Below are 19411 nucleotides of genomic sequence, written 5' to 3'. Positions count from 1 at the left end.
CTTACCGGCACTGGCGCGCGGCGTCGATCGCCGGCTGCAGCAGCCCGCGCCGCCAGTCCCGCTCCGGCGTATCGTCGAGCATAGCTGCTGCGGCGAGATAGGTCGCGAGAGCATCGGACAACGCCGGCGGACGCTCGCGCAGCGCCGGCGCGTGATCGGCGAGCGCGATGCCGGCGACGCTGGCGACAAGACGCCCCGCCGGCGACAGCGGCGCCCAGCCGCCGGTCGCGATCTCCACGATAAGAGGGGTGATGAGCGCGATGGCGACGACGCGCGCCAGCGCGCCGACCGCGAGAGCGGACAGAGTCATGAGGCACCTATTTTCAGTGATGGCCGGGTTCCGCCCGGCGCGGGGATCAGCGGCCGATATTGAGGCCGGAGACGGCGTCGTCGACGCGCGCCGCGGCGACGAGCGAGGCGCCGCGCCAGATGCGCCAGGCCGCGAGCAGCGCGACCAGGATGAGCGCGGCGACAATCAGCGTCGGCGCATGGCCGCGCGTCCAGGCCAGCGCGCCGGCGGCGCTCTGCAAACTGTCCACCGCGCTTTGCGCCTGCCCCGCGACCTCATGGATCTGGGTCGCCATCGCGCTCGCCGCAGTCGCCGCCGTGGCGAGCGTCGCGACGCCCTGCTTGACCTGATCGGCGCCGGCGATCGTGCGCGAGCCGGCGGCACGCAACTCGGCCAGCGTCGCTTGCATAGGCAGCGGCTCGGCGTCGGCGGGCGCCGCTTCGATCGCGGCGACACGCGCCTTGGCGACCTCGGCCGAGAGCGCCTTGATGGCGCGCGACCATGCCGCCTTGCGCTCGTCGAGCGCATTCTTGCCGCCGTTGACGCGCAGCGTCTGCGCCACGACATCACCCGCGTCCGCCGCCGCGCGGACGCCGAGCAGGTTGAAGAGCGCACAGGCACACTCGAGCGCATGATCGGGGTGGACCAACCAAGCCGACGCAACATCGATGGAGACTTTGAGCGCTGCGGCGAGCTTCTCGACGTTCTCGCGCCCCGTGCATTGCCACAGGCCCTTACCGCGGTTGAGCCAGCCGTCATCCGTTCCCGCCCGGTTGCCCATGCGCCCGTTGTAGACCTTGTTCGCAAGCGCGCGCGGATTGTGATCGTAAGGCTGCGCCGATGCGACCGTGGGGAATCGCTTTGGCCACACAACATGCAGCCGTTCGGCCGAATAGTTGAGATTTTCCTCGAGCGTCGTGAAGTTTCCCATCTCGACGCACGCATGCGCGAGGATGCAGGCCTGCCGGCGAATCGTCGTGATTCCGTATCGCGCGAACACGTCGTCCGCGTGATCCGCAATCATCGCGACGATCGCTGGGTCCGGTCGTTTGCCGCGCGGGTCTGCCACCGCGCGGACGATCTTCGTCCAATCGGTCATTTGTCACACCTTCCTGAGAATGCGCGCACGCGCGCGAAAGCGCCCGCCAAGTCGGCGGGCGCTAAATGTCGATCTCGAATGTAGACTGGCTTGGAGTTTAGCCGCCGATCGTGGCGTCACGCTCGGCGAGCGTGGCGAAGATGGCGGATTCGGGCCAGTGGCCGACGCCGCCTTCGGCATAAGCGAGGCGATACACCGTCTCGCCGTCGATCTCTTCGATGGCGAGGACAGTCGCCGCGTTGTCGCCGGAGTCGTGGCGATAGACCGTGTCGCCCATCGAAAAGCGGGGCGTCATTTCGGGCGTCCCCGTCATCGCGGCAAATATCTCGACGACCATGCGGTCATGGTCCCAGGGGCCGTATGTCTTTCCACCGCCCAGCCCTCGCACGAGGGCGCTGACGCCGCGCTCATGGGCGTCCTTGGACATCGCCATCTCGCGACCGTCATCGACGTGGACGCGGACCATATCGGCGGGCGCCTCGCGGGGCTTCTTGCAACTGTCGTCTAGCCACATACCCAGCTCTGTGGCCTGAATCACGATCCTGCGAGCCTCGCTCTGCCCGTTCGGGCGATACTCGATGACGAGCCCGCCGCCTTCAAGGTCCAAATAGCGCGGCGATGCGCCGATGCGCAGGATCGTCGCGCCGATCAGGTCCGGCGGCAAATGGTCGGCCTGCTCTGGATGATAGACGTCCGGGAGTCTAAGGTTTGCTGCGATTTCATCTCTCATTGCATCACCTATATGAGTAGCTGTAAGCAGATTTCGACGTCATCACGCGGTTGCCGGCGCCAGATGCCGCCACAGCCCCGAACAGGCCGAGTTCCGGCGCCCAGTCGACGCCATACCACTGATTGGCCGCCGCAGCCGGCCGCGCTGTCCATGTAACGCCGTCGGGAGACGTCATGACGCGGTTGGTCCCGTCGATGGCGACGGCTACGAGCAGGCCGATTTCAGGCGCCCAGGCGACGCCATACCACTGATTGTCTTCGGCGCTCGTCCGCACGGTCCAAGTGACGCCGTCCGGCGACGTCATGACACGATTGCCCGCGCCGTTACTTGCGACCGCCACGAACAGGCCGAGTTCTCGCGCCCAACATACCGCGCGCCACTGATTAGCCGCCGCGGCCGGCCGCGCTGTCCATGTGACGCCATCGGGAGACGTCATGACGCGGTTGGCCCCGTCGCTGGCGACGGCTACGAGCAGGCCCAACTCAGGCGCCCAAGTGACGCTATACCATGAATTGTCTTCGGCGCTCGTCCGCACGGTCCATGTGATGCCGTCCGGCGACGTCATGACACGATTGCCCGATCCGGTCCCGTTGGCGACCGCCACGAACAGGCCGAGCTCTCTCGCCCAACAGACCGACGTCCATCTCGTTCCGGTTCCCGTGTCGGCGCGAAGAGTCCAATTGACGCCGTCCGGCGAGGTCATAACGCGGTTGCTGGTTCCGCTATTCGCGACAGCGACGAGAAGGCGCCGCTCTCGTGACCAGCACACGCTCCACCATGCGCCATTCACCGCCGGATGAGCCGTCCATGTGACGCCATCGGGAGACGTCATCACATTGTTGCTCGTGGTGTCGACAGACACCGCGACCCACAGGCCGAGCTCTCTCGCCCAACAGACCGCGCGCCAAGTGTAATCAGCTGCGCTCGATGAGGAGAGCCACGCTTGGCTCGTCAACCAATTGCGTTGGACGATATTGGGCCGCACGGGCGCAGTAAACGCCTGCGGAAAATCCACCACGCCAGTCGAACAATAGACCTTCAACGCATCTCGCCATGTCGCCCCGTCAGCGGAAATCTTGATATGAAAATTGTCATCGCCGGTCAGGCCCGTCTCGGCGCGGCCAGACCAATTGGACTGATAGAGCTGAGAGACGGTCTTTGCGCCGCTCGCCTTGTTGAGCGTGAAGCGCATGTCGCCTGTGCCGGGCGTGACGTCGTCATGCGTAAACAGCGCGGCATTGGATTTTACCGACAGTCGATTGGTCGCATCAGCCGTCGAGAGAATCCCAACTCCGGCGAGACCGGCGAGCGTTCCGATTGCGGAGACGAGCGGTACCCATGCGCCGCTGACATAGAGATAGGCGAATGATCGGCTTATGATGAAAGCAAAAAAGCCAGTCCTGGGCGTATAGAAGCTCCACGCGCCATCCTGCCATGCAGCGATCTTGCCGGCTTGTCCCGCCCATGCGCCGGTCGGACTCGCGGCGACGATGTAGCGGTCGCCGTCGACCGGCGAGCCGGGCGGCGCCGTCAGCGCGTCGTCGATGACGGAAAGCTGGACGATCGCATCGAGCTCGCGGATCGCGAGGTTATGCGTGACGTGCTTCTGCGATTGGTTTTGGTCGATATAGGGCAGCGCCAGATTGGGCGAAAAGGACATTAGAGCACCACCGTCTTGCTTGCTGCCTGCCCGCGCCCGATCTGTGCCGATCGCTGATAGACGCAGATCGAATAGCTCGATTGCAGTGCGCCAAAATCGGCGCTCTGCGCCGCGGCCGTGTAGAGAAAGCTCGGCGAGGAGAGCGCGCTCACCGTGCGCGCGACGCTCGACCCGTTCATGATCTCGAGGTCGTAAGACTCGCTCTGCTCGTTGAGCGGCGCGTCAGCCGCCTCCCACGCGTCGCCGCCGTATCGCGTGCGGCGCGCCCATGTGAATGTCACGTCGCCGGAGCCGAGATCGCGCGCGCCGGCGAGCTGCGACGGCGACCATGGCCGCAGCCCGACGCCCTGCGGCGTCACGGTGTAATCGTGATAGGTGGCGTCGCCGCGATCATAGATCGCGGGGCCGGCCCGCAGCGTCATGGCCTGCCCGAGCTGATCGACCGTCATGTCGATCGTCGCGAGCGTCGACGCATTGAGCACGATGACGCGCGCGCCAGCGGCGACCGGGTTGGCCATGCCGGCCTCGGTTCCCAGCTGCCCGCGAAGAAGCTTGGTGAGCTTGTAGGCATTGACGCCAACCAGCTCAGCCGTCGCGAATTGGATGACCTCCCATTGGCCGCTCGCGCCATTCTTCACCGCGATCGCATTGGCGCCCGCAAAGACCTGCGACTCCGTCGCCGACAACAGCGTCGTCGCGCCGTAGAATGAGACATAGACCGCATTGCCGTGATCCCACACGGACCGCGGCCCGCTGTAGAGGTCTTCGGTCAGCTCGCCCATTGGCGTCGACACATTGACGGCGCCGACGAGCGTGTGCGAATCGCCCGTCGAGCGATAGATCGCGACGGCGCCCCATGGTGACGAATAGGCTGCGGCACGCAGCGCATAGGGACTCCGCTCGTCTCCCGTCGCGATCGGAATGTCGAGGATTTCGACGACCGGCGCGCCGATCGTCGTCGCCGGCAATCTGTTGCGGCCGGCGCCACCGACCTCTGGGAACACGCGCGCGAGAGACGGATCGAAGCCGGTGAGCGCGAGCGTGCGGAATTCCGCGATGTCGATCGAGTCGACCCGCATCGTCAGCGCCACGCCGTCCACTGCGAGCGCAATGCAATCGCTCGGATCGAGCGCTGCCGCCTTCGAGGGCGGCAGCTTTATTTGCCCTTTCTCGCGCGCGGCCCAGCGCTGTTGCAACAGCGACCGCGCGACCGAGGCGGCGCGCGGCGGCTCCAGCACCGCAGGCGTCGAGACGGATGCGACATTGTTCGAGCTGCCGACGTCCTTGCGTTCGGTCACCTTGCCCGTCGCGTAGTCTGCGTAGGCGTCCAGAAATGAGAGACTGAGAGCGCCGGGCAAGTCCGTCTCTTGCGCGCGGGTCAGGGAATAGCCGACGTCGGATTCGCTTTCCATCACGAGATCGTCAGCGGAAATCGCCACCGATTCGGCGGTGATGCGCGAGGCGAAGACGAGCTTGCCCCCGCTCTCATGAGCGCCAAACTGAAAGGCGTCGTCCAGTCCCTCGATGATATCGCGCGGCGAGACGACGCCATCGGCCGCCGCGCCGAGAACGAGGGAGTCGGGGCCGAGCAGCTTCGTCGTGTCGAGATCGGAGACGCCGACCAAAGCGCACAGCTCGGCGATGATCCATTGCAGCGGCACTTCGGTCAGGCGCCCGGTCAGCCAATGGCCCAACTCGTAATTATAGCCGTCGCGCCATGTCGACCCTTGCGCGGGAAAGTCCGGAAAAGGGCGCGCGTCCCAGCACCAAGCGAACATATTTTTCGGCTCGACCATCTTGATGGAGCCGATCGTCGGCGCATGGTCGCGCCAATAGGAGAGCATCGCCTCGAGATAGGCGCGCTGCACGGCGTCGTCGCGTGCGCCGCTCGAAAAATAGGGCGTGAAGGACTCGCTCGATTTCGGGTCGACGAAGACGTTCGGCTGGTTCGGTCCTTTGTCGATCGCCGGGGAGCCGAATTCCGCGAACCAAATCGGTTTTGATCCCGGAACCCATGCTGTCGACCACGCGTTCGGGACGCCGCCGGGCCGGCTTTGATGCCAATTCGACCACCAGCCTCGAATATCCTTCTGTCTCCACACCCAATGCTGGCCGTAGTAGTCGACGATCGACGTGCGCGTCTGCGCGACGCGTGCGGCGTCGCTCGCATAATACCAGTCGAAATATTCTCCGCCTTCGATATTGCTGCGCAGATAATCCCGATCGTAGATCGAGCTCCACGTCGCGGCGTCGGCATTGGGCTCGTCGTCGCGCCAATCGCTCAATGGCAAGTAGTTGTCGATTCCGACGAAGTCGATATTCGGATCGCCCCACAAGGGATCGAGGTTGAAGATCACCTCGCCGTATACGTCATTCGGCCGGTGGGCGTGATATTCGGACCAATCGGCCGCATAGCCGATCTTGCACCCGCTCCCGACGATCGCGCGCACGCTCGCGGCGAGATTCTTCAGTGCATTGACCGCGGGATAGTTTCCGTCGCCGGCGCTCGAGCGCACGCTCGTCAGGCCGATCAGCTCGCTGCCGATTATGAATGCGTGGACGCCGCCGGCCTGCACGCAAAGATTGGCATAGTGCAGGATCATATTCGAATACTGCGCGAAGAACGCATCGATCTGAGTCGCTGCCGCCGGTGTCTTGTCGACGGTCCCCGCATAGCCCGGCGCCGGCGAACACGTGATGCGGCCGCGCCATGGAAAAGGCGCTTGTCCAACGGCTGCGGAATAGTCGCTGTAGGGATTCGGCAGCGTATTGCCGGCGGGGATGTCCATCATCACGAAGGGATAGAAGACGCAGCGCAGGCCTCTGCGCTTGATCTCCTGAATCGCCTCGATGACGGTGTTGTCGGATGGCGTGCCGCCGAACGCCGGCACAGGCGTGCCGCTGGCGGTAGGATCGATCAATGACGGATCCACATACGACACGACTTGCGCCGGCGACCCCCACAGCAATTCGACGGCGTCGGGCGTGCCGTAAGGCACGGGACCAGTGAACCAAGGCGGATACGGGAGCAGAATAAACCATGCGGTCCCGCGGCGCGTGTAGCCTGCTACTGACCAGTCCGCCGGCGCTGTATCTTTTGCGGTCGTCTCCACTTTGGGGACGATCTGACAGACGCCCGCGCGCAAATCGGTTCCGAACCAGCTCACGACGAGCGAGACGGCGGCGGGCGCCGAGAGCGCGCCCGCAGCCGCGCGCCAATTGCCTCCGGTCGGCTTATCGGGGATTCCGGACCATGGAATTTCCAGCGGCGCAGTGGGCGGAAACCAGCCCGCGTCGGCGCCTGCTCCGGCGAGCTGATCGAGCGAGATCATCAGGTCCGGCCGGGTGGCCTCTGCGTTTCCATTTTGCGGCCGCCAGCTTCCGGCTGCGGCCGCGGCTCGGTAGATTTGCGTCCCATAAACGAACTCGCCAGAGCCCGGAATCAGGCAGACGGACCGCAGGCTGTTGTTGAGGTCGTTTGCGTCGGCGATAGCCGGACGCCGAATGATCTCGGCTGTGATCTGCGGAATCCTGTTCCCGAATTTCGAGACGTCCATGTTCTCGAAGACGAGATAAGCGATGCCGCGATAGGCGGGGACATTTCCGACGCCCTCGATCGACTCGATATGCGTGTCGGCGACCTGTTGGTCGGAGCCATTATAGAAGCGCCACGTGAATTCGGAGAGGTCCAACTCTTTGCCGTCAGCCCAAACGCGGCCGAGCGTCGTGGTTGCGCCGCCCTCGCAAAACGCCACGGCGCAAGAGATGATGTAGTGGTAGTTCACCGTCCAGTTGACAGTGGTTCCACCACCTCCACCACCGCCGCCGCCCTTGCCCGAACTGGCATTAGGCGAATAGCTCGCGTCCCAAGTCTCGTACTCGGTGAAATTGCTGCACCAGATCACATTGCCGCCGAGGCGCATGCGGCCCCAGAGCTTGCGGATGGCAGCGTCTTCCGAGGAGCCGCTTAGATAGACGTCGTCGACGCGCTGGCCGAAGGTGACACTCGACGTATTGCTTTTCGCTCCGCCGCCGCCGATCAGCCTGCCGACCACGCCGAGGCCAGCGCCGACAACCGTCGAGACGACAGTGCCGATCAGCATTGTCGCCATCAGTCCACGACTCCCGGAAGCGCAAAGGCGGCGACGATGTGTCGCCGCCAATAGGGCGCGAGCGAAATCTCGCGCACGCAATCGCCGGACTGCGCATGGATCATCGTCGACGGGCCGGACAAGATCGCCATATGCTTCGCGATGCGGCGTTCGCGCATGCGGAACACGATGACGTCGCCGCCGCGCATGTCGTCGAGCATAATTTCGGTCATGTTTCGGCGAGCCGCGTCGAGGATATGCTCGACCGCGCCGGCCTCGCCCCAATCCGGCGAATAGGGCGGCGGCGCCTCGGGCTCGACGCCATAGACGTCGCGCCAGACGCCGCGCACGAGTCCGAGGCAGTCGCAGCCGGCGCTGCGGCATGACGCCTGATGGCGATAGGGCGTGCTGATCCAGGCGCGCGCCGCAGTGACAATGTCGTCTCGTGCGAGCGTCATCGTCATCATCCGAAGATCGATCCGCCATTCTGATTGGAGGCTCCGCGCTTGGCGGCCGCCATCACATGATCGGATCCGGGAATATGCGGGAAGCCGCGGAAATTGGCTTGATTGCCGAACTTCGTGCGGCAGGCGGCGAAGCTCTTCGCGCAGCCGGCGGTGACAACCGCCGTATCGCCGATAGACAACGCGAAGGGAGGCGCGGTCCAGAGCTCGAACACGTCTTGTCCGGCCGAGCGCAAATGCTTCTTCACCTCGATCGCAAGTCCTGCATTCGCGCCTGTCGAGAAGGCGGCGCGGCCGTGGGTGAACCAATCGGCCGCGAAAGAGCCGATCCCGGTCACGACGACGCGCCGCACGAGCCCTGCGGTCTGCACGGTCGCCGTCCCGCGCAGTTCCGAGCGCGTGAGATCGATGCGGCACTTCGAATCGCCGAGTGTCGCGCTGCATGTGCGCTGATAGGTCCCGCCGATCTTTTGCCCGAGCCTGGAGGCGAGCGATCGAAATTCGGCCGTGAAGGCGAGGCCCGCGCGCTTGATCTCGCCGATATGGCCGCTCGACACGACGATGAATTGCGTCGGGTCGGCCCAATTGACCCAGAGCAGATCGAGCGCCGCATCGTCATAGCGGCCGGCGAGAATGTCGGTTTCGCTGATCGATCCCGACGACAGGGCGCCGGCGGCGGTGAAATTATCGACCGAGAGGCCGAGGCCCGTTTGAATTTGCGAGGCGGCAAAGCCGCTCGATGCGAGAAAGGTCGTTCCGTCGCAAACGATGTCCTCGTCGTGCTCAGTGAAGCCGAGCACGGTCGAGTCGCGCCGCGTCACGCGCCAGCAATAGGCCATGGTCGTCGCGCCACCGGCGAGATGTGCGGCGAGGGCCGACGAGAGCGTCTTCACCGCATCACACCTTGATTTCAACTACCGGAATATTTGGAATCTGTCCGGCCTTCCATGTCGTGTAGTCGATTTCGAGATAATCGATATCGAAGCGCACCGGCACGTCGAACTGAAAGCCGGCCTTCACGATCGCACCGCTCGCCGGCGCGGCGGCGAATGTGACGATCCCCGTCGTCGTGTCGACGGTCCATCCGCTCGCCTGCGTCACGCCATTCAGCGCGACGACGACAGTTCCCGCGACCGGCTTGCGGATCGGCCGCGCATAGGGCGCGAAGCTCGCGCCATAGGTCTTGACGAGCTGAAACGTCTTCAGCGCGCCGGTCCCCGTGCCGATCTGCTGATCGAGCGGCGTCACGGCGAGGCCGGGCGTCGCGGCCGAGGAGAGGTCGAAGCGATCGCGCCAGCGAAAGCCATAGAGGCGGCCGCGCCGCTCCTCGAAGAATTGCACAACCGCCGCGAATTTGGCGTCGTCTTTATCCCGAAGCCCATAGCCGGCATTATATTTCCGCCTCGAATGCGCCCAGATCGAATTTCGTTCTTCATAACCCGACCGCAGAGTCACGATATCCGTGCGGCGTTCGGGCCCGCCACGGCTCCCGAGCGCGATGTCGAACGGAAAGAGGACTTCGTGGAAGGCGGTCATGCGCGCGCGCGATCGGTCAAAGGTTGCGCTGGCCGCGCGTCAGCGCACGCGACAGCGCCGCGCCGACCTGCGCTTCGGACCGCTGGAAGGATGCGGCGTCCGGCGTCGTGACGTTGAGATTGAGATAATTATGCGTCGTCGACGACGCGCCGCCGCCGCGCGCCGCCGGCGTGGAGCCGAGGACCGAGCGCGCCAGATTGTTCGGCATGACCGAGACCGGCATGGAGCCGGCATAGACCGGCTCGGGCCCGTTCTCGCCGACGATGCCCCAGCCTCCCGCCGGAATCGTGCCGCCCTCGGCGAACAGGCCGGAAAAGAGGCTCGAAATAGCGCTGATGATCGACGAACCGCCCGAGCTGCTCGACGAGCCGCCGCTGACCAGAGATCCGATGAGTCCGCCGACCTGCCCGTCCGAGCCTTTTGTGCCGAACAAAGACGCTAGCGACCCTTCGCCGAGCAGCGCCGCCTTCAGCGCCGCCTGCGCGAGCGACGACACGATCGAGCGCAACACGTCATTGAACGAGGAGCCGGACTCGGTCAGCCGCGTCAAGGCGTCGATCGCGGTGTTGCCGAAGAACTGCATTTGCTCGCGCGCCTCCGCCTCCGCCGTCTTGGTGGCGTCGATCTTCTTGCGCAGATTCGCATGCGCCGCAGCGAGCGCCTCGACCTCGGCGCGCTCCTGTTCCGTGAGCGGCGTTCCGCGCTCGCGCGCCGCCGCCTCCGCCTTGGCGAGATCGACGGCCTTCTCTTTCTCGAGATTGCTCTTGCCCTGCGCGTCGGCCTCGGCCTGCAGCACTTCGACGCTCTTGCGCAGCTGCGCGAGATAACTCTCGACTTGATCGACTTTCGTCGTCGTCGACGACGACGCGGCATGCGACGACTGTGACGGACTGGCGGTCTCCAATTCCGACAGCTTCGGCCGCTTGGGCGGCGCAGGCGCGTGTTGCGCCGCGTCCAGCGCGCCGGCGCTCGGCGTCAGATCATAGCCGTTGAGAATGCTGCGGTTGGGATTGACCAGGGAGAGCGCCGCGCGCCTGTCCGCATCCGTCATCTGGCCGCCGAAGGCGCCAGGATGCGCGAGGCCTGCGCGGGCGATGTTGCCCTCGCGCGTGGCGCGATCCTCGACGATGCCGAGGCGCTCGAGCTGCGGAACGATATAGTTTCCGAAGCTCTCGAGCCCCTTGCCGAGATCGGGAACGAGATCGGCAAGCGATTTGATCGCCTGATAGAGCTTGCCGGCCAGAACGATGACGCGCGCCAGAACTTCCTCGATATCGACCCAGCCGCTTTTGATATCGAGTCCGAGACCGCCGAGGTCCTTGAGGATCGGCAGCATGCCCTCGGCCATGGTCGCCTTGGCCTGGCGCAGACGATCGTCCAGCTCGCCGGCGCGCTGCACCATATTTTCGTCGAAGACGGTTCCGCTGCGCTGCGCCTCGGCCACCAGCTCCGACACGTTCATCTTGCCCGCCCTCACAGCCTCGGTGAGCTTTTCCGCCAGCTCCGGAGCGCCGGTGAGCATTTCGGCGAGATGCAGGGCCTCGATCTCGCGGCCCTTTGCGAGCAGCTCGCGCATCGCCTCGAGAACGGCATTGATCTTCTGCTCATTGCTGTCGGCGGAAAGATAATCGCCGAGCCCCCGGCCTTCGACCCGGCCGCCGCGATAGAGCTCATCGAGATAGCGGCCGATCGAATTGACGCGATCCTTGCCGCTGTCGTCGACGGTCTCGCGCACGGCCTGCTTCGCATGAGTGAGCGCCTGCTCGAGCGTGCGGACCTCGACATTCAGCTCGGCGGCCTGATTGCGCCAGACCTGAAAGAAGGTCGAGGAGACGCCGGCGCCTTCGGAGCCGCGCGCGATATGCTGCAGCTGTTCGACCTGCTCGGCGGCGATTTCGAGCGCGGTTCCGAAGGCGGCGACGCCCGCCGTCGCGGCGAGCATGGCGACCTTATAGACCGCAAAAAACTGCAGGCCTTGCGCCGCCACGCTCGACAGCATCCCGACGCTCTGGCTCGTAGCGTCGAGCGTGCGCGCCGCGCCGATCGCCGAGGTGGCGACGGCCGCGAGCTGCACGCCGGACGTCCGCGCGAGATCCGCGAGCCCGCGCTTGGCGGGCTCGAGATCGGTCGAAAAGCGGAGAACGAGCGCGCGGCTCGGCGAGGCCATGGATCGATCCCTATGCGAGCCCGGCGGCCTGGAATGCCGCCAGAGCTTCGAGATAGTCCGCTTCCGACGGCGCGTCGTCGAGCGAGACGCCACGGGACTTCGCGAAGCCGCGAAGCATAGTGTCGAATTCCGCGAGCGTGAGCCGATCGACCTCGCGCGGACTCATTCGCAGCGCTCCGGCGATTTCGTAGAATGGGGAGAGGTCGCCGGGGCTGCGCTCTCTGCCCCCTCCCCGTGTTCTTTTCCCGGCTCGACGCCCATCACACAGGCGGTGAGCACATCGGCGGCGAGCTGCAGATAGGCGCCCTTGGGCGCCGGATCGAGCGAACGCATGACGATCGCCGTCGCGTCCGGCTCGCTGGCGCCGCCGCCCTGCAGCCCGAGACGGATCGTCTCGCGTATATCGTCATAGCGCCATTGCATGGTCGAAAGGCGCAGCAATATGGCGCCGATCCCCGCCCCGCACAGGCGCTCCAATTCGCCGATCTCGCCGAGCCGCAATTCGAGCTTGCGGCGGCGCCCGGCGAGATCGCGATAGATCGCTGTGTGTCGCATATCCTCGCTCACGAGCGCCTCACGAATTGGCCGTGACGATCGGGATGCCCTGCCCGTGGAACTCGCAGCTGAATTTTACGAGGCCATTGTCCGCCTTCGATTCGGTCCAGTTCGTTACGATGAACGCCTGCTGCTCGATATTGCCGCCAGAAGTTCCCGGAAGATTGCGCATGAGCTGGATATTGAGCGCGTCGCCGTCGCGATAGGCGGCAATGACGCGCTGATAGGGCGTCTTTCGCGGATCGCAGAGGCCCGAGGCGGTCAGATCCCAGGTGAGGCCTTTTACCGAGGACACGCGGCCCGGCAAAATGTCCGGATCGGAGCAGTCCGGCGCCCAGGCGTCTTCGACCTCGGCGCCATGTTTGGAGTCGATCGTCGTCGCGACGCAAAAGAAGGTGAAGGCCTCGGTCGGCGTCGCGCCGTCGCCGACCAGAAGATAGAATTTATTGCCGGGCAATTGTTGCACGGGATTCGCGGTCATGATGTCCTCCTTTGCAGGGGATAGCGAATAGCGAGGCGAAAGCTAATCGCTCGTCATGGATAGGGCGCGGCGTCGCAGAGCTGCGTGCGCAGATCGAGGAAACATTCCTTCGGCGCGAGCCCCGCGATCACATCGCCGCCCGCCATGGCCTTGTAGGGCGTCATCGCGTGGCCGTCCTCGAGGGTGAGCTCGGCGAGGTCGAGAGCGGCGACCATCGCCTCGTGCAGGCGCCAGACCTGCCCGCGGCCGAATGTCGTCGACACGGCATAGATGCGGAGGGCGACGTCATAGCCGGGATTGCAGCCCAGCTCGACGCGGCGCCAGCCGAGCGCGCCGAGATAGACGAAGGGCGCATTGGCGTCCGACGGATCGCCGCGATTGTCGCGTGGCGGCTCGTCATAGATTTTCGCGCCGACGATCGCCGCGACGGCGGCATTGGCCTTCAGCCGTGCGACGGTGGCGACCCGCAGCGCCTCGAATGGGCTCATTGCTCGGCGTCCGTTCGCGGCGTGGACGCCCCGGCGGCCGGAGCCTTCGCCCGCCCGTCGCCGCGCGAGGTGAGCCGCATGCCCTTTCCTTGCCTCACCACATCGACGATATGCGCATCCGGCGCCAGGCGCTCGCCGGGCTGATAGACGATATGCACGCCGGGGCGTGCGACGACGATCGACCTCTCATCGACTCTCATTTTCGGCATGCTCATTGCTCCCAACCGCCGTCTTGCGCCGCATCCGGAATCACATCGTCCATTGCGAGCCCGCGGCGGGCGAGCGCTTCATCGGCGGATGAATAGAAAAAGGGTTGCGGATCGGTTCCCGGATGGCCGCGCCGCGCGCTCTTGCGTCGCCGGGTCGCAAAGGCGCTGGTCGCGCCGGGGCCGGAGTCGTCATGCGGCGCCGTCCCATGCTCGACAAAGACTGCATAATCGGCCGACGGCTTGCCGTTCGCGCGCTCGCGCTGCGCCGAAGCGCGGAATTCGAAATAGGCGTCCGTCTCGAGGCCTTCGATTCCCGCGACGAGCACGCCCGTCCGATTCGGCGCACGCTCTTGCGCGAGCGCGACCATCTCATCGAGAGCGTCGCGGTCGACGCGCTGCGCGTCGAGCGCCATTTTGAGCCCGATGCGCGTGAGAGCGTCGACGACATCGTCGAAGCCGACGACGCCCGTCGCCTGATTCAGCGAATAGAGCGTGAAGGCCGAGCGGGCGATCGTGAAGAGCGGAAGAGCCATGATCTCTCGTCAGCCTCCCATCTTGCGCGCGACGCCGATCTTGATCGAACGCCACATTCGATCCGGGATCGATACCGATTCGATCGACCAGTCGACGCCTTCTATCCGGACGCGATCGGCGACCGTGATGCTGCGATTTTGCGCGCAGTCATAGACAGTGAGCACGCCATGCGCCTGGTCCTCGACGAGACCGGCCTCGGCGGCCTTGAGCGCGGACAATTGCACGAAGGCGGCGCGCGTCGTGAAGGCATCGGCGAAATCGCCGCGCGGGGCGCCGTCGGGATCGTCGGGGAGCAGCTCGCGGCGCCGGATCGTGATGGCATAGCGCATGCGGCCGGCCTGCATTGTCTTTCCTCATGTGTTCGGCGCGCGGAACGGCGCGATGAGCGCCTCGACCCCGAGCGGGGTTTCCTGCAACGCCGCGCCGCCGCCGGTCACCGCCTCGCGATTCTGATAGAGATGCGAGATCATCAGCAGCGCAGCTTGCCGGATCGGCGCCGGCACGAGATCGGGCGTCGCGCCATAGCCCAGCGTCATGGTGATCTTCCACGCCGCCTCATCCGTATCGACACGCGGCCAAGCGACGCCCGTCGCGAGACGCACGAAGGTCAGCTCTTTCGAGATGCGGCGCTTGACCCATTGCCCGGTCGCGAGCGTCTGATAGGCGCCATCCTGCAAATATTCGACGCTGTCGATCGAGACGAGCGGCGCGCGATCGAGCAGGAAGCCGGTCATAGGTGGGAAGCCCCGCAAGCGGGGATCGAAAGGTGGCGCCGATTGCGTCGGCTCGGGCGCCGCATATTCCCAAACCTGAGTGAGCAGCGGCCGGCCGATGATCCCATGCTCGAGGTCGAAATGCATGGTCGCCACATCGAGCAATGCGGTCAGCAACGAATCGTCGTCGACGAAATCGACCGTGTTCGTCTGCTTCTTCGCCTCGGCGAGCGAAATGATCGTCGTCGACGAGCGCGAGACGAGGCTATAGGCGCCGGTCATGACTCAGGCCGCCGCGCCGGCCTTGGCGGCGATCTGCTCCGCCAGGGCCTCGACCTGACGCCGCAGCTCGTCGCGCTCATCCTCGGCGGCTTTGAGCCGCATCGCTGTCGCAACCTTGTGTTTCTCGAAGGTCTCGACGACGGCGTCCGTCTGCTTGCGCGCCGCATCGGCCGCCTTGCGATGGACATCGGCCTCCGCGGTCGCGCCCTGTTTCTCCTTGGAGGCAGCCGCGAGCTTGCCCGAAAGCTCGGTGACCTGCTTGGCAAGGCCGTCACGCTCGGCCGTCGCGCCAGCGAGGGCCTCCGAGAGCTCAGCGACGCGCGCCGAGGCAATATCCGCCTCCGGCGCTTCGATCGCGAGCCCGGCCGCGATCCATTCGCGCGCGACATCATCGGGGCGGTCGACGAGATCGCCCGGGAGATGCGATTCGTTTTCGCCGGCGACGCCGGTCAGCAGCTTTATTCTCATTCGCGTGATTCCTGCGGAAATGGTTGCGCACGGACAATTCGCGCTCGCGCGCACCCGCGCGAGCGCAGGGCCGTCAGGTCGCCGATTGCTGCAGCACGCGGATCGATTCCCACGCCGAGGTGGTGGCGTTCTTCGCGTCGATCATGCGGCCGTCCGCGCGCGCCCAGGCGAGGAACCCGACCTGCGCCTTCTTCGCATAGGCGCTGTCCGTAAAACGCAGGATCAGCACGTCCATCACGTCGCGGATCATATATTTGCTGAAATCGCCGAAGGCGACGCTCTTCGAATTGGCCGCGAGATCGGCCATGTGCTGATTGATGACGATCGGCTTGCCCTCGATCATATAGCCGGTCGCATTGCCGCCGCTGAAGGCAGATTCGAGCGAGGGCAGGAACAGCGGTCGGTTGTTCGCGTCCTTGAGCTTCTTGATCACTTTCCAGGTCTTGTCGTTCATCATCCATGCACAGCTCGCCGAGGCGCGATAGGCCGGATCGACCGAATGATAGAGCTCCTGGAAGAAATCGTAGGAGAGCGAGGTGGTGTTGCCCGCCGGCGCCGTGTAGCCGATTGAGGCCGCGGTGATGACGCCCTGCGGCTGGCCCATGCCCGTGCCGGTCGTGAACTTGCGATTCTGACCGCGGGCGATGCGGGTCGCCAAAGCCCGCAGCACGATCGATTCCACATCGACCGCCGCATCCTGCAGGATCTCCATCGAGACCGGAATCGTCTTCGACGAGAATTTGTAGGCGCCGATGCTGACCGAATCGAAGGCCAGATCGTCGTCGCTCGCCGTGACGCCCTCGGCGACCATCTCGCCTTCGGCGGTCGTGTCGTCGATCGTGCCCCAAGTGAACGGCTGGCCGCCGGCGGTGGCGAGAATCCATGCGACGAGGCGCATTCCGCCATAGGCTTTCAGGAACTCCAGCACGGTCGGCATGACGAGGGTCGGAACAAGCACGCCGCCGGTCGCGGAGGAGCCTTCCGCGACGTTCATGATGCGATGGAGATTCCGCGGATCGGCTGCGGAGACGAGGGCCGCCTCCTCCGGGTTGAGCGCGCCGACGCCGCGCGCCAGCGCCTTCACGAAGGCGGCCCGCGCCTGCTTCACCAGATGCGAATTCTCGTCGACGCTCTTGCCGTTCTCGTTCGCCGCAGCGCGGGCGTTGAATTCGGTGACCTCGTCGGCGGTGAGCCTGGTGAGATTCTGTATTCGGATGATCTGTCCATCGATCAGCTCGATCTCCTTCAGCACATCATCCGCCTTGGCCTCGACCTCCTTGGTGTAATTCGCAGATTCGATGAGCGCCTTATATTCGGTGACCTTGCGGGCGCGATCCTCGCGCAATTGGTTCAATGCGGCCATTGTCAGCTCCTCTTGGGGAGAGTGAACCCCGTGAAGGGGCGAGTTCCCCGAACGGGGAAGGGCGGGAAAGGATCAGGCGCCGAGCTGGAAGAGCTTCAGCATGCGGGCGTGGCGCTCGCGGGAGGCCTGCAGGGCCTCGGCGAAGGGGTCGGATTTCGGAGGCTCCGATTTTGACGGCGATAGCAGCGCTTGCGGCGGACGCTTATAGGCGGAGAAATCGAAGCGCTTGAGATTCTCCGGCTGCGGCGCACGCGCGGCGAGCCGATCGCAGAATTTCATCTCGACGCATTTCTCGGCGTTGAGCCAGGTCTCCGCCCCCATCATGGCGAGCAGCTCATCGACGGCGACGCCCGTCCGCGACGAATATTGCGCCGCGATCGAATCGCGGATGGCGCGCAGCATCTCCGCCGTGCGCACCATCTCCTCATCGTCGCCCCAGGCGAGCGTCGTCGGATTGTGGATCATCACGAAGCCGCCGGGCGCGATCTCGATCTCGTCGCCGGCGAGCATCAGGACCGATGCGGCCGAGCAGGCCTGGCCGTCGACATGGGCGATGACGCGGGCCGGATGCCGCTCGAGCGCCGTCTTGATCGCCTGCGCCTCGAACACCATGCCGCCCGGCGAATGAATGCGCAGGTGAATCGTGCCGACATTCAGCGCGGCAATGCCGCGCACGATGTCCTCGGTCTCCGGCTGATCCCATCCGCCGATGACGCCATAGATGTAGATCGTGGCCTCCTCGCCGTCGCGATCGGGATCGAAGCGCGGGTCGCTGTCGTCGTCGCCATCCCAATCGGGATCGAAGCCCCGGACGATCTTCGGCTTGCGGCCGGGGCCATTGGAGGCGAGCAGTCTCAACAGGCGGCGCATGGGCGTCACGTCCTCGGCTTGCGTTGACGGGAGGGTTTTGCGGGCTTCGCATTCTCAGGCCGCATGTTCTCGGGCTGAGGCTCGGGAGGCGCGCCATCCTCCAGCGGCGGCCCGCCATTCTGTCCCGTCTGCCCCCCGGCGCCGTTCCAACCGACGAGCTCGTCGGCCTTCGGATCGGATGACGGCCCCAGATTGAGCTTTTGTCTCACCTCGTTCGGTGTCATGACGCCGGGGCCGTTGTTCCCGCCGAGCGCGAAGCGGTAGGCCTGCATGCGCGTCGTTAGATCGCCGCGCACGAATCCTTCGCGGTCGAACTCGGCGACCTGGCCGTCTCGGATCAGCTTGTGATTGACCTCGTCCTCGATCGCGCAGAGATGCGGTCCGAGCGTCATGTCGACGAAGGCCTGGGTCTGTTCCTCGAGGCCCTTGCCGAAGCTCGTCGCCTTTTCGGTGAGGCCGACGAGATGCGCCGGCGCGCCGAAGACGCGTGTCGCAATGTCCTCGACCGAGAAGCGGCGCGTATCGAGCAGCTGCGCATCGGCGGCATTAATGCGGATCGATTCGAACTTGCCGCCATTGGTGAACACGGCCGGGCCCGCGAAGCGATTCTCGCCGCCATGCTTCGCCATCCAATGCTTGCGGATTTCGTCGGGCGTGTCCTTGCCCGCGCCGTTCGGAAAAGTGAGATAGCCGTCCGGAGTCGAGCCATTGTCGAAATACGACTTCGCGAAGGCGTCGGCGGAGATGCCGATGCCGACGCTCATCGCGTAGGCGGTGAGCGGCGACATGGCGCGGAAAATTTGCCAAATCGGGCTGCCCGGAATGTGCAGCACGTCGTCTTGCGTCGCGACGACGAGGCGCCCGTCGTCGAGCGTCATCGTGTAGACCTGCATCGCGCGGCCGTCGATGCGATCGAGCCGGATTCCCGTCCTAGCCCAAGGCACATAATGCAGCTCGACCACTTCCAGCGAACGGAATGAGCGGCGCTCGATCCACGCGATGCCATTGCCGTTGAGCAGCATGTCCGACACGATCGAGCGCCAGAACATCGACGCCGAGAGGCGCGAGTTCGGCCGCAGATCGAGCATCTTCGCGAGCGGCGATTTGCGGTCGCGGACGCGATGGCCGTCGGGCTTCTCGTCGAACAGGACAAAGGGCAGCATCGAGATGCAGCCGCCGATGAGCCGGACGCAGGCATAGACGGCGCTGTGTGTGAGCGCTTTGTCGGCCGACACATTATTCGGCTGCGATCCGAACAGCTTCTCGAAAGCCAGCGGATCGGACAACGGATAGGTCGCCGTCGTTCCCGCATTCTGGACGGCGCCGCGCAGCTCCTGCATCTCTTTCTCGAGACGCAAGGTCTCGATCTCACGCTTGAGCCGCGCACGCTTTCCAAAGCCGAACATGAAGGC

General features: G+C 65.1%; 21 protein-coding genes. All 21 read right to left on the bottom strand.

Annotated features, from left to right (window positions below):
• Nucleotide 1: 1 nt before the first annotated feature.
• Nucleotides 2-310, bottom strand: coding sequence for a hypothetical protein (locus K3F48_RS16960; RefSeq protein ID WP_222576617.1), 309 nt, complete (start codon nucleotides 308-310; stop codon nucleotides 2-4).
• A gap of 46 nt (nucleotides 311-356) precedes the next feature.
• Nucleotides 357-1388, bottom strand: a complete 1032-nt coding sequence (locus K3F48_RS16955; RefSeq protein ID WP_222576616.1) for a glycoside hydrolase family 19 protein — start codon at nucleotides 1386-1388, stop codon at nucleotides 357-359.
• Between the two features lie 97 nt (nucleotides 1389-1485).
• On the bottom strand, nucleotides 1486-2118 hold the full coding sequence (locus K3F48_RS16950) for a hypothetical protein (protein WP_222576615.1): 633 nt from the start codon (nucleotides 2116-2118) through the stop codon (nucleotides 1486-1488).
• 4 nt (nucleotides 2119-2122) lie between these two features.
• Complete coding sequence (locus tag K3F48_RS16945) at nucleotides 2123-3778, bottom strand: DUF2793 domain-containing protein (RefSeq protein ID WP_222576614.1); 1656 nt, start codon at nucleotides 3776-3778, stop codon at nucleotides 2123-2125.
• Nucleotides 3778-7890: a glycoside hydrolase/phage tail family protein gene (locus tag K3F48_RS16940; RefSeq protein WP_222576613.1), complete on the bottom strand. Its 4113-nt coding sequence runs from the start codon at nucleotides 7888-7890 to the stop codon at nucleotides 3778-3780. The genes K3F48_RS16945 and K3F48_RS16940 overlap by 1 nt, the downstream gene beginning before the upstream one ends.
• A complete protein-coding gene (locus tag K3F48_RS16935) occupies nucleotides 7890-8327 on the bottom strand; it encodes an NlpC/P60 family protein (protein ID WP_370631441.1) in 438 nt (145 codons plus the stop codon). Before K3F48_RS16935 ends, K3F48_RS16940 begins: the two co-directional genes overlap by 1 nt.
• 5 nt (nucleotides 8328-8332) lie before the next feature.
• Nucleotides 8333-9226 carry a DUF2163 domain-containing protein gene (locus K3F48_RS16930; RefSeq protein WP_222576612.1) on the bottom strand — a complete coding sequence of 298 codons (894 nt, stop codon included), beginning with the start codon at nucleotides 9224-9226 and terminating at the stop codon, nucleotides 8333-8335.
• Between the two features lie 4 nt (nucleotides 9227-9230).
• Nucleotides 9231-9869, bottom strand: coding sequence for a DUF2460 domain-containing protein (locus K3F48_RS16925; protein ID WP_222576611.1), 639 nt, complete (start codon nucleotides 9867-9869; stop codon nucleotides 9231-9233).
• Between the two features lie 16 nt (nucleotides 9870-9885).
• A complete protein-coding gene (locus tag K3F48_RS16920; RefSeq protein WP_222576610.1) occupies nucleotides 9886-12036 on the bottom strand; it encodes a hypothetical protein in 2151 nt (716 codons plus the stop codon).
• 10 nt (nucleotides 12037-12046) lie between these two features.
• Nucleotides 12047-12202, bottom strand: coding sequence for a hypothetical protein (locus K3F48_RS16915; RefSeq protein WP_222576609.1), 156 nt, complete (start codon nucleotides 12200-12202; stop codon nucleotides 12047-12049).
• Nucleotides 12199-12591 carry a gene transfer agent family protein gene (locus K3F48_RS16910; RefSeq protein ID WP_222576608.1) on the bottom strand — a complete coding sequence of 131 codons (393 nt, stop codon included), beginning with the start codon at nucleotides 12589-12591 and terminating at the stop codon, nucleotides 12199-12201. Before K3F48_RS16910 ends, K3F48_RS16915 begins: the two co-directional genes overlap by 4 nt.
• Before the next feature lie 19 nt (nucleotides 12592-12610).
• The gene (locus tag K3F48_RS16905; protein ID WP_222576607.1) at nucleotides 12611-13072 is read right to left on the bottom strand and encodes a phage tail tube protein; all 462 of its coding nucleotides are present in this window, start codon (nucleotides 13070-13072) and stop codon (nucleotides 12611-12613) included.
• Between the two features lie 53 nt (nucleotides 13073-13125).
• Entirely contained in the window at nucleotides 13126-13560 is a 435-nt protein-coding gene (locus K3F48_RS16900; protein WP_222576606.1) for a DUF3168 domain-containing protein, read from the bottom strand.
• Complete coding sequence (locus tag K3F48_RS16895; protein ID WP_222576605.1) at nucleotides 13557-13769, bottom strand: hypothetical protein; 213 nt, start codon at nucleotides 13767-13769, stop codon at nucleotides 13557-13559. The genes K3F48_RS16900 and K3F48_RS16895 overlap by 4 nt, the downstream gene beginning before the upstream one ends.
• A gap of 2 nt (nucleotides 13770-13771) precedes the next feature.
• Nucleotides 13772-14302 (bottom strand): HK97 gp10 family phage protein, encoded by a 531-nt coding sequence (locus K3F48_RS16890; protein WP_222576604.1) that lies wholly within the window; start codon nucleotides 14300-14302, stop codon nucleotides 13772-13774.
• 9 nt (nucleotides 14303-14311) lie between these two features.
• Nucleotides 14312-14647 (bottom strand): head-tail adaptor protein, encoded by a 336-nt coding sequence (locus tag K3F48_RS16885; RefSeq protein ID WP_222576603.1) that lies wholly within the window; start codon nucleotides 14645-14647, stop codon nucleotides 14312-14314.
• Between the two features lie 9 nt (nucleotides 14648-14656).
• The gene (locus tag K3F48_RS16880) at nucleotides 14657-15298 is read right to left on the bottom strand and encodes a head-tail connector protein (protein WP_222576602.1); all 642 of its coding nucleotides are present in this window, start codon (nucleotides 15296-15298) and stop codon (nucleotides 14657-14659) included.
• A 3-nt stretch (nucleotides 15299-15301) separates the two neighbouring features.
• Entirely contained in the window at nucleotides 15302-15766 is a 465-nt protein-coding gene (locus K3F48_RS16875) for a hypothetical protein (protein ID WP_222576601.1), read from the bottom strand.
• A gap of 73 nt (nucleotides 15767-15839) precedes the next feature.
• Complete coding sequence (locus K3F48_RS16870; protein ID WP_222576600.1) at nucleotides 15840-17129, bottom strand: phage major capsid protein; 1290 nt, start codon at nucleotides 17127-17129, stop codon at nucleotides 15840-15842.
• Between the two features lie 72 nt (nucleotides 17130-17201).
• The gene (locus tag K3F48_RS16865; RefSeq protein WP_222576599.1) at nucleotides 17202-17999 is read right to left on the bottom strand and encodes a head maturation protease, ClpP-related; all 798 of its coding nucleotides are present in this window, start codon (nucleotides 17997-17999) and stop codon (nucleotides 17202-17204) included.
• A 5-nt stretch (nucleotides 18000-18004) separates the two neighbouring features.
• Nucleotides 18005-19405 carry a phage portal protein gene (locus tag K3F48_RS16860; RefSeq protein WP_222576598.1) on the bottom strand — a complete coding sequence of 467 codons (1401 nt, stop codon included), beginning with the start codon at nucleotides 19403-19405 and terminating at the stop codon, nucleotides 18005-18007.
• Nucleotides 19406-19411: the final 6 nt, after the last annotated feature.

Origin of the sequence: Methylosinus sp. Sm6, from assembly GCF_019802345.1 — a bacterium.
Classification (GTDB): domain Bacteria; phylum Pseudomonadota; class Alphaproteobacteria; order Rhizobiales; family Beijerinckiaceae; genus Methylosinus.
The sequence above is the reverse complement of the archived record's forward strand: the minus strand, read 5'-3'. Positions and strand labels throughout refer to the sequence as shown.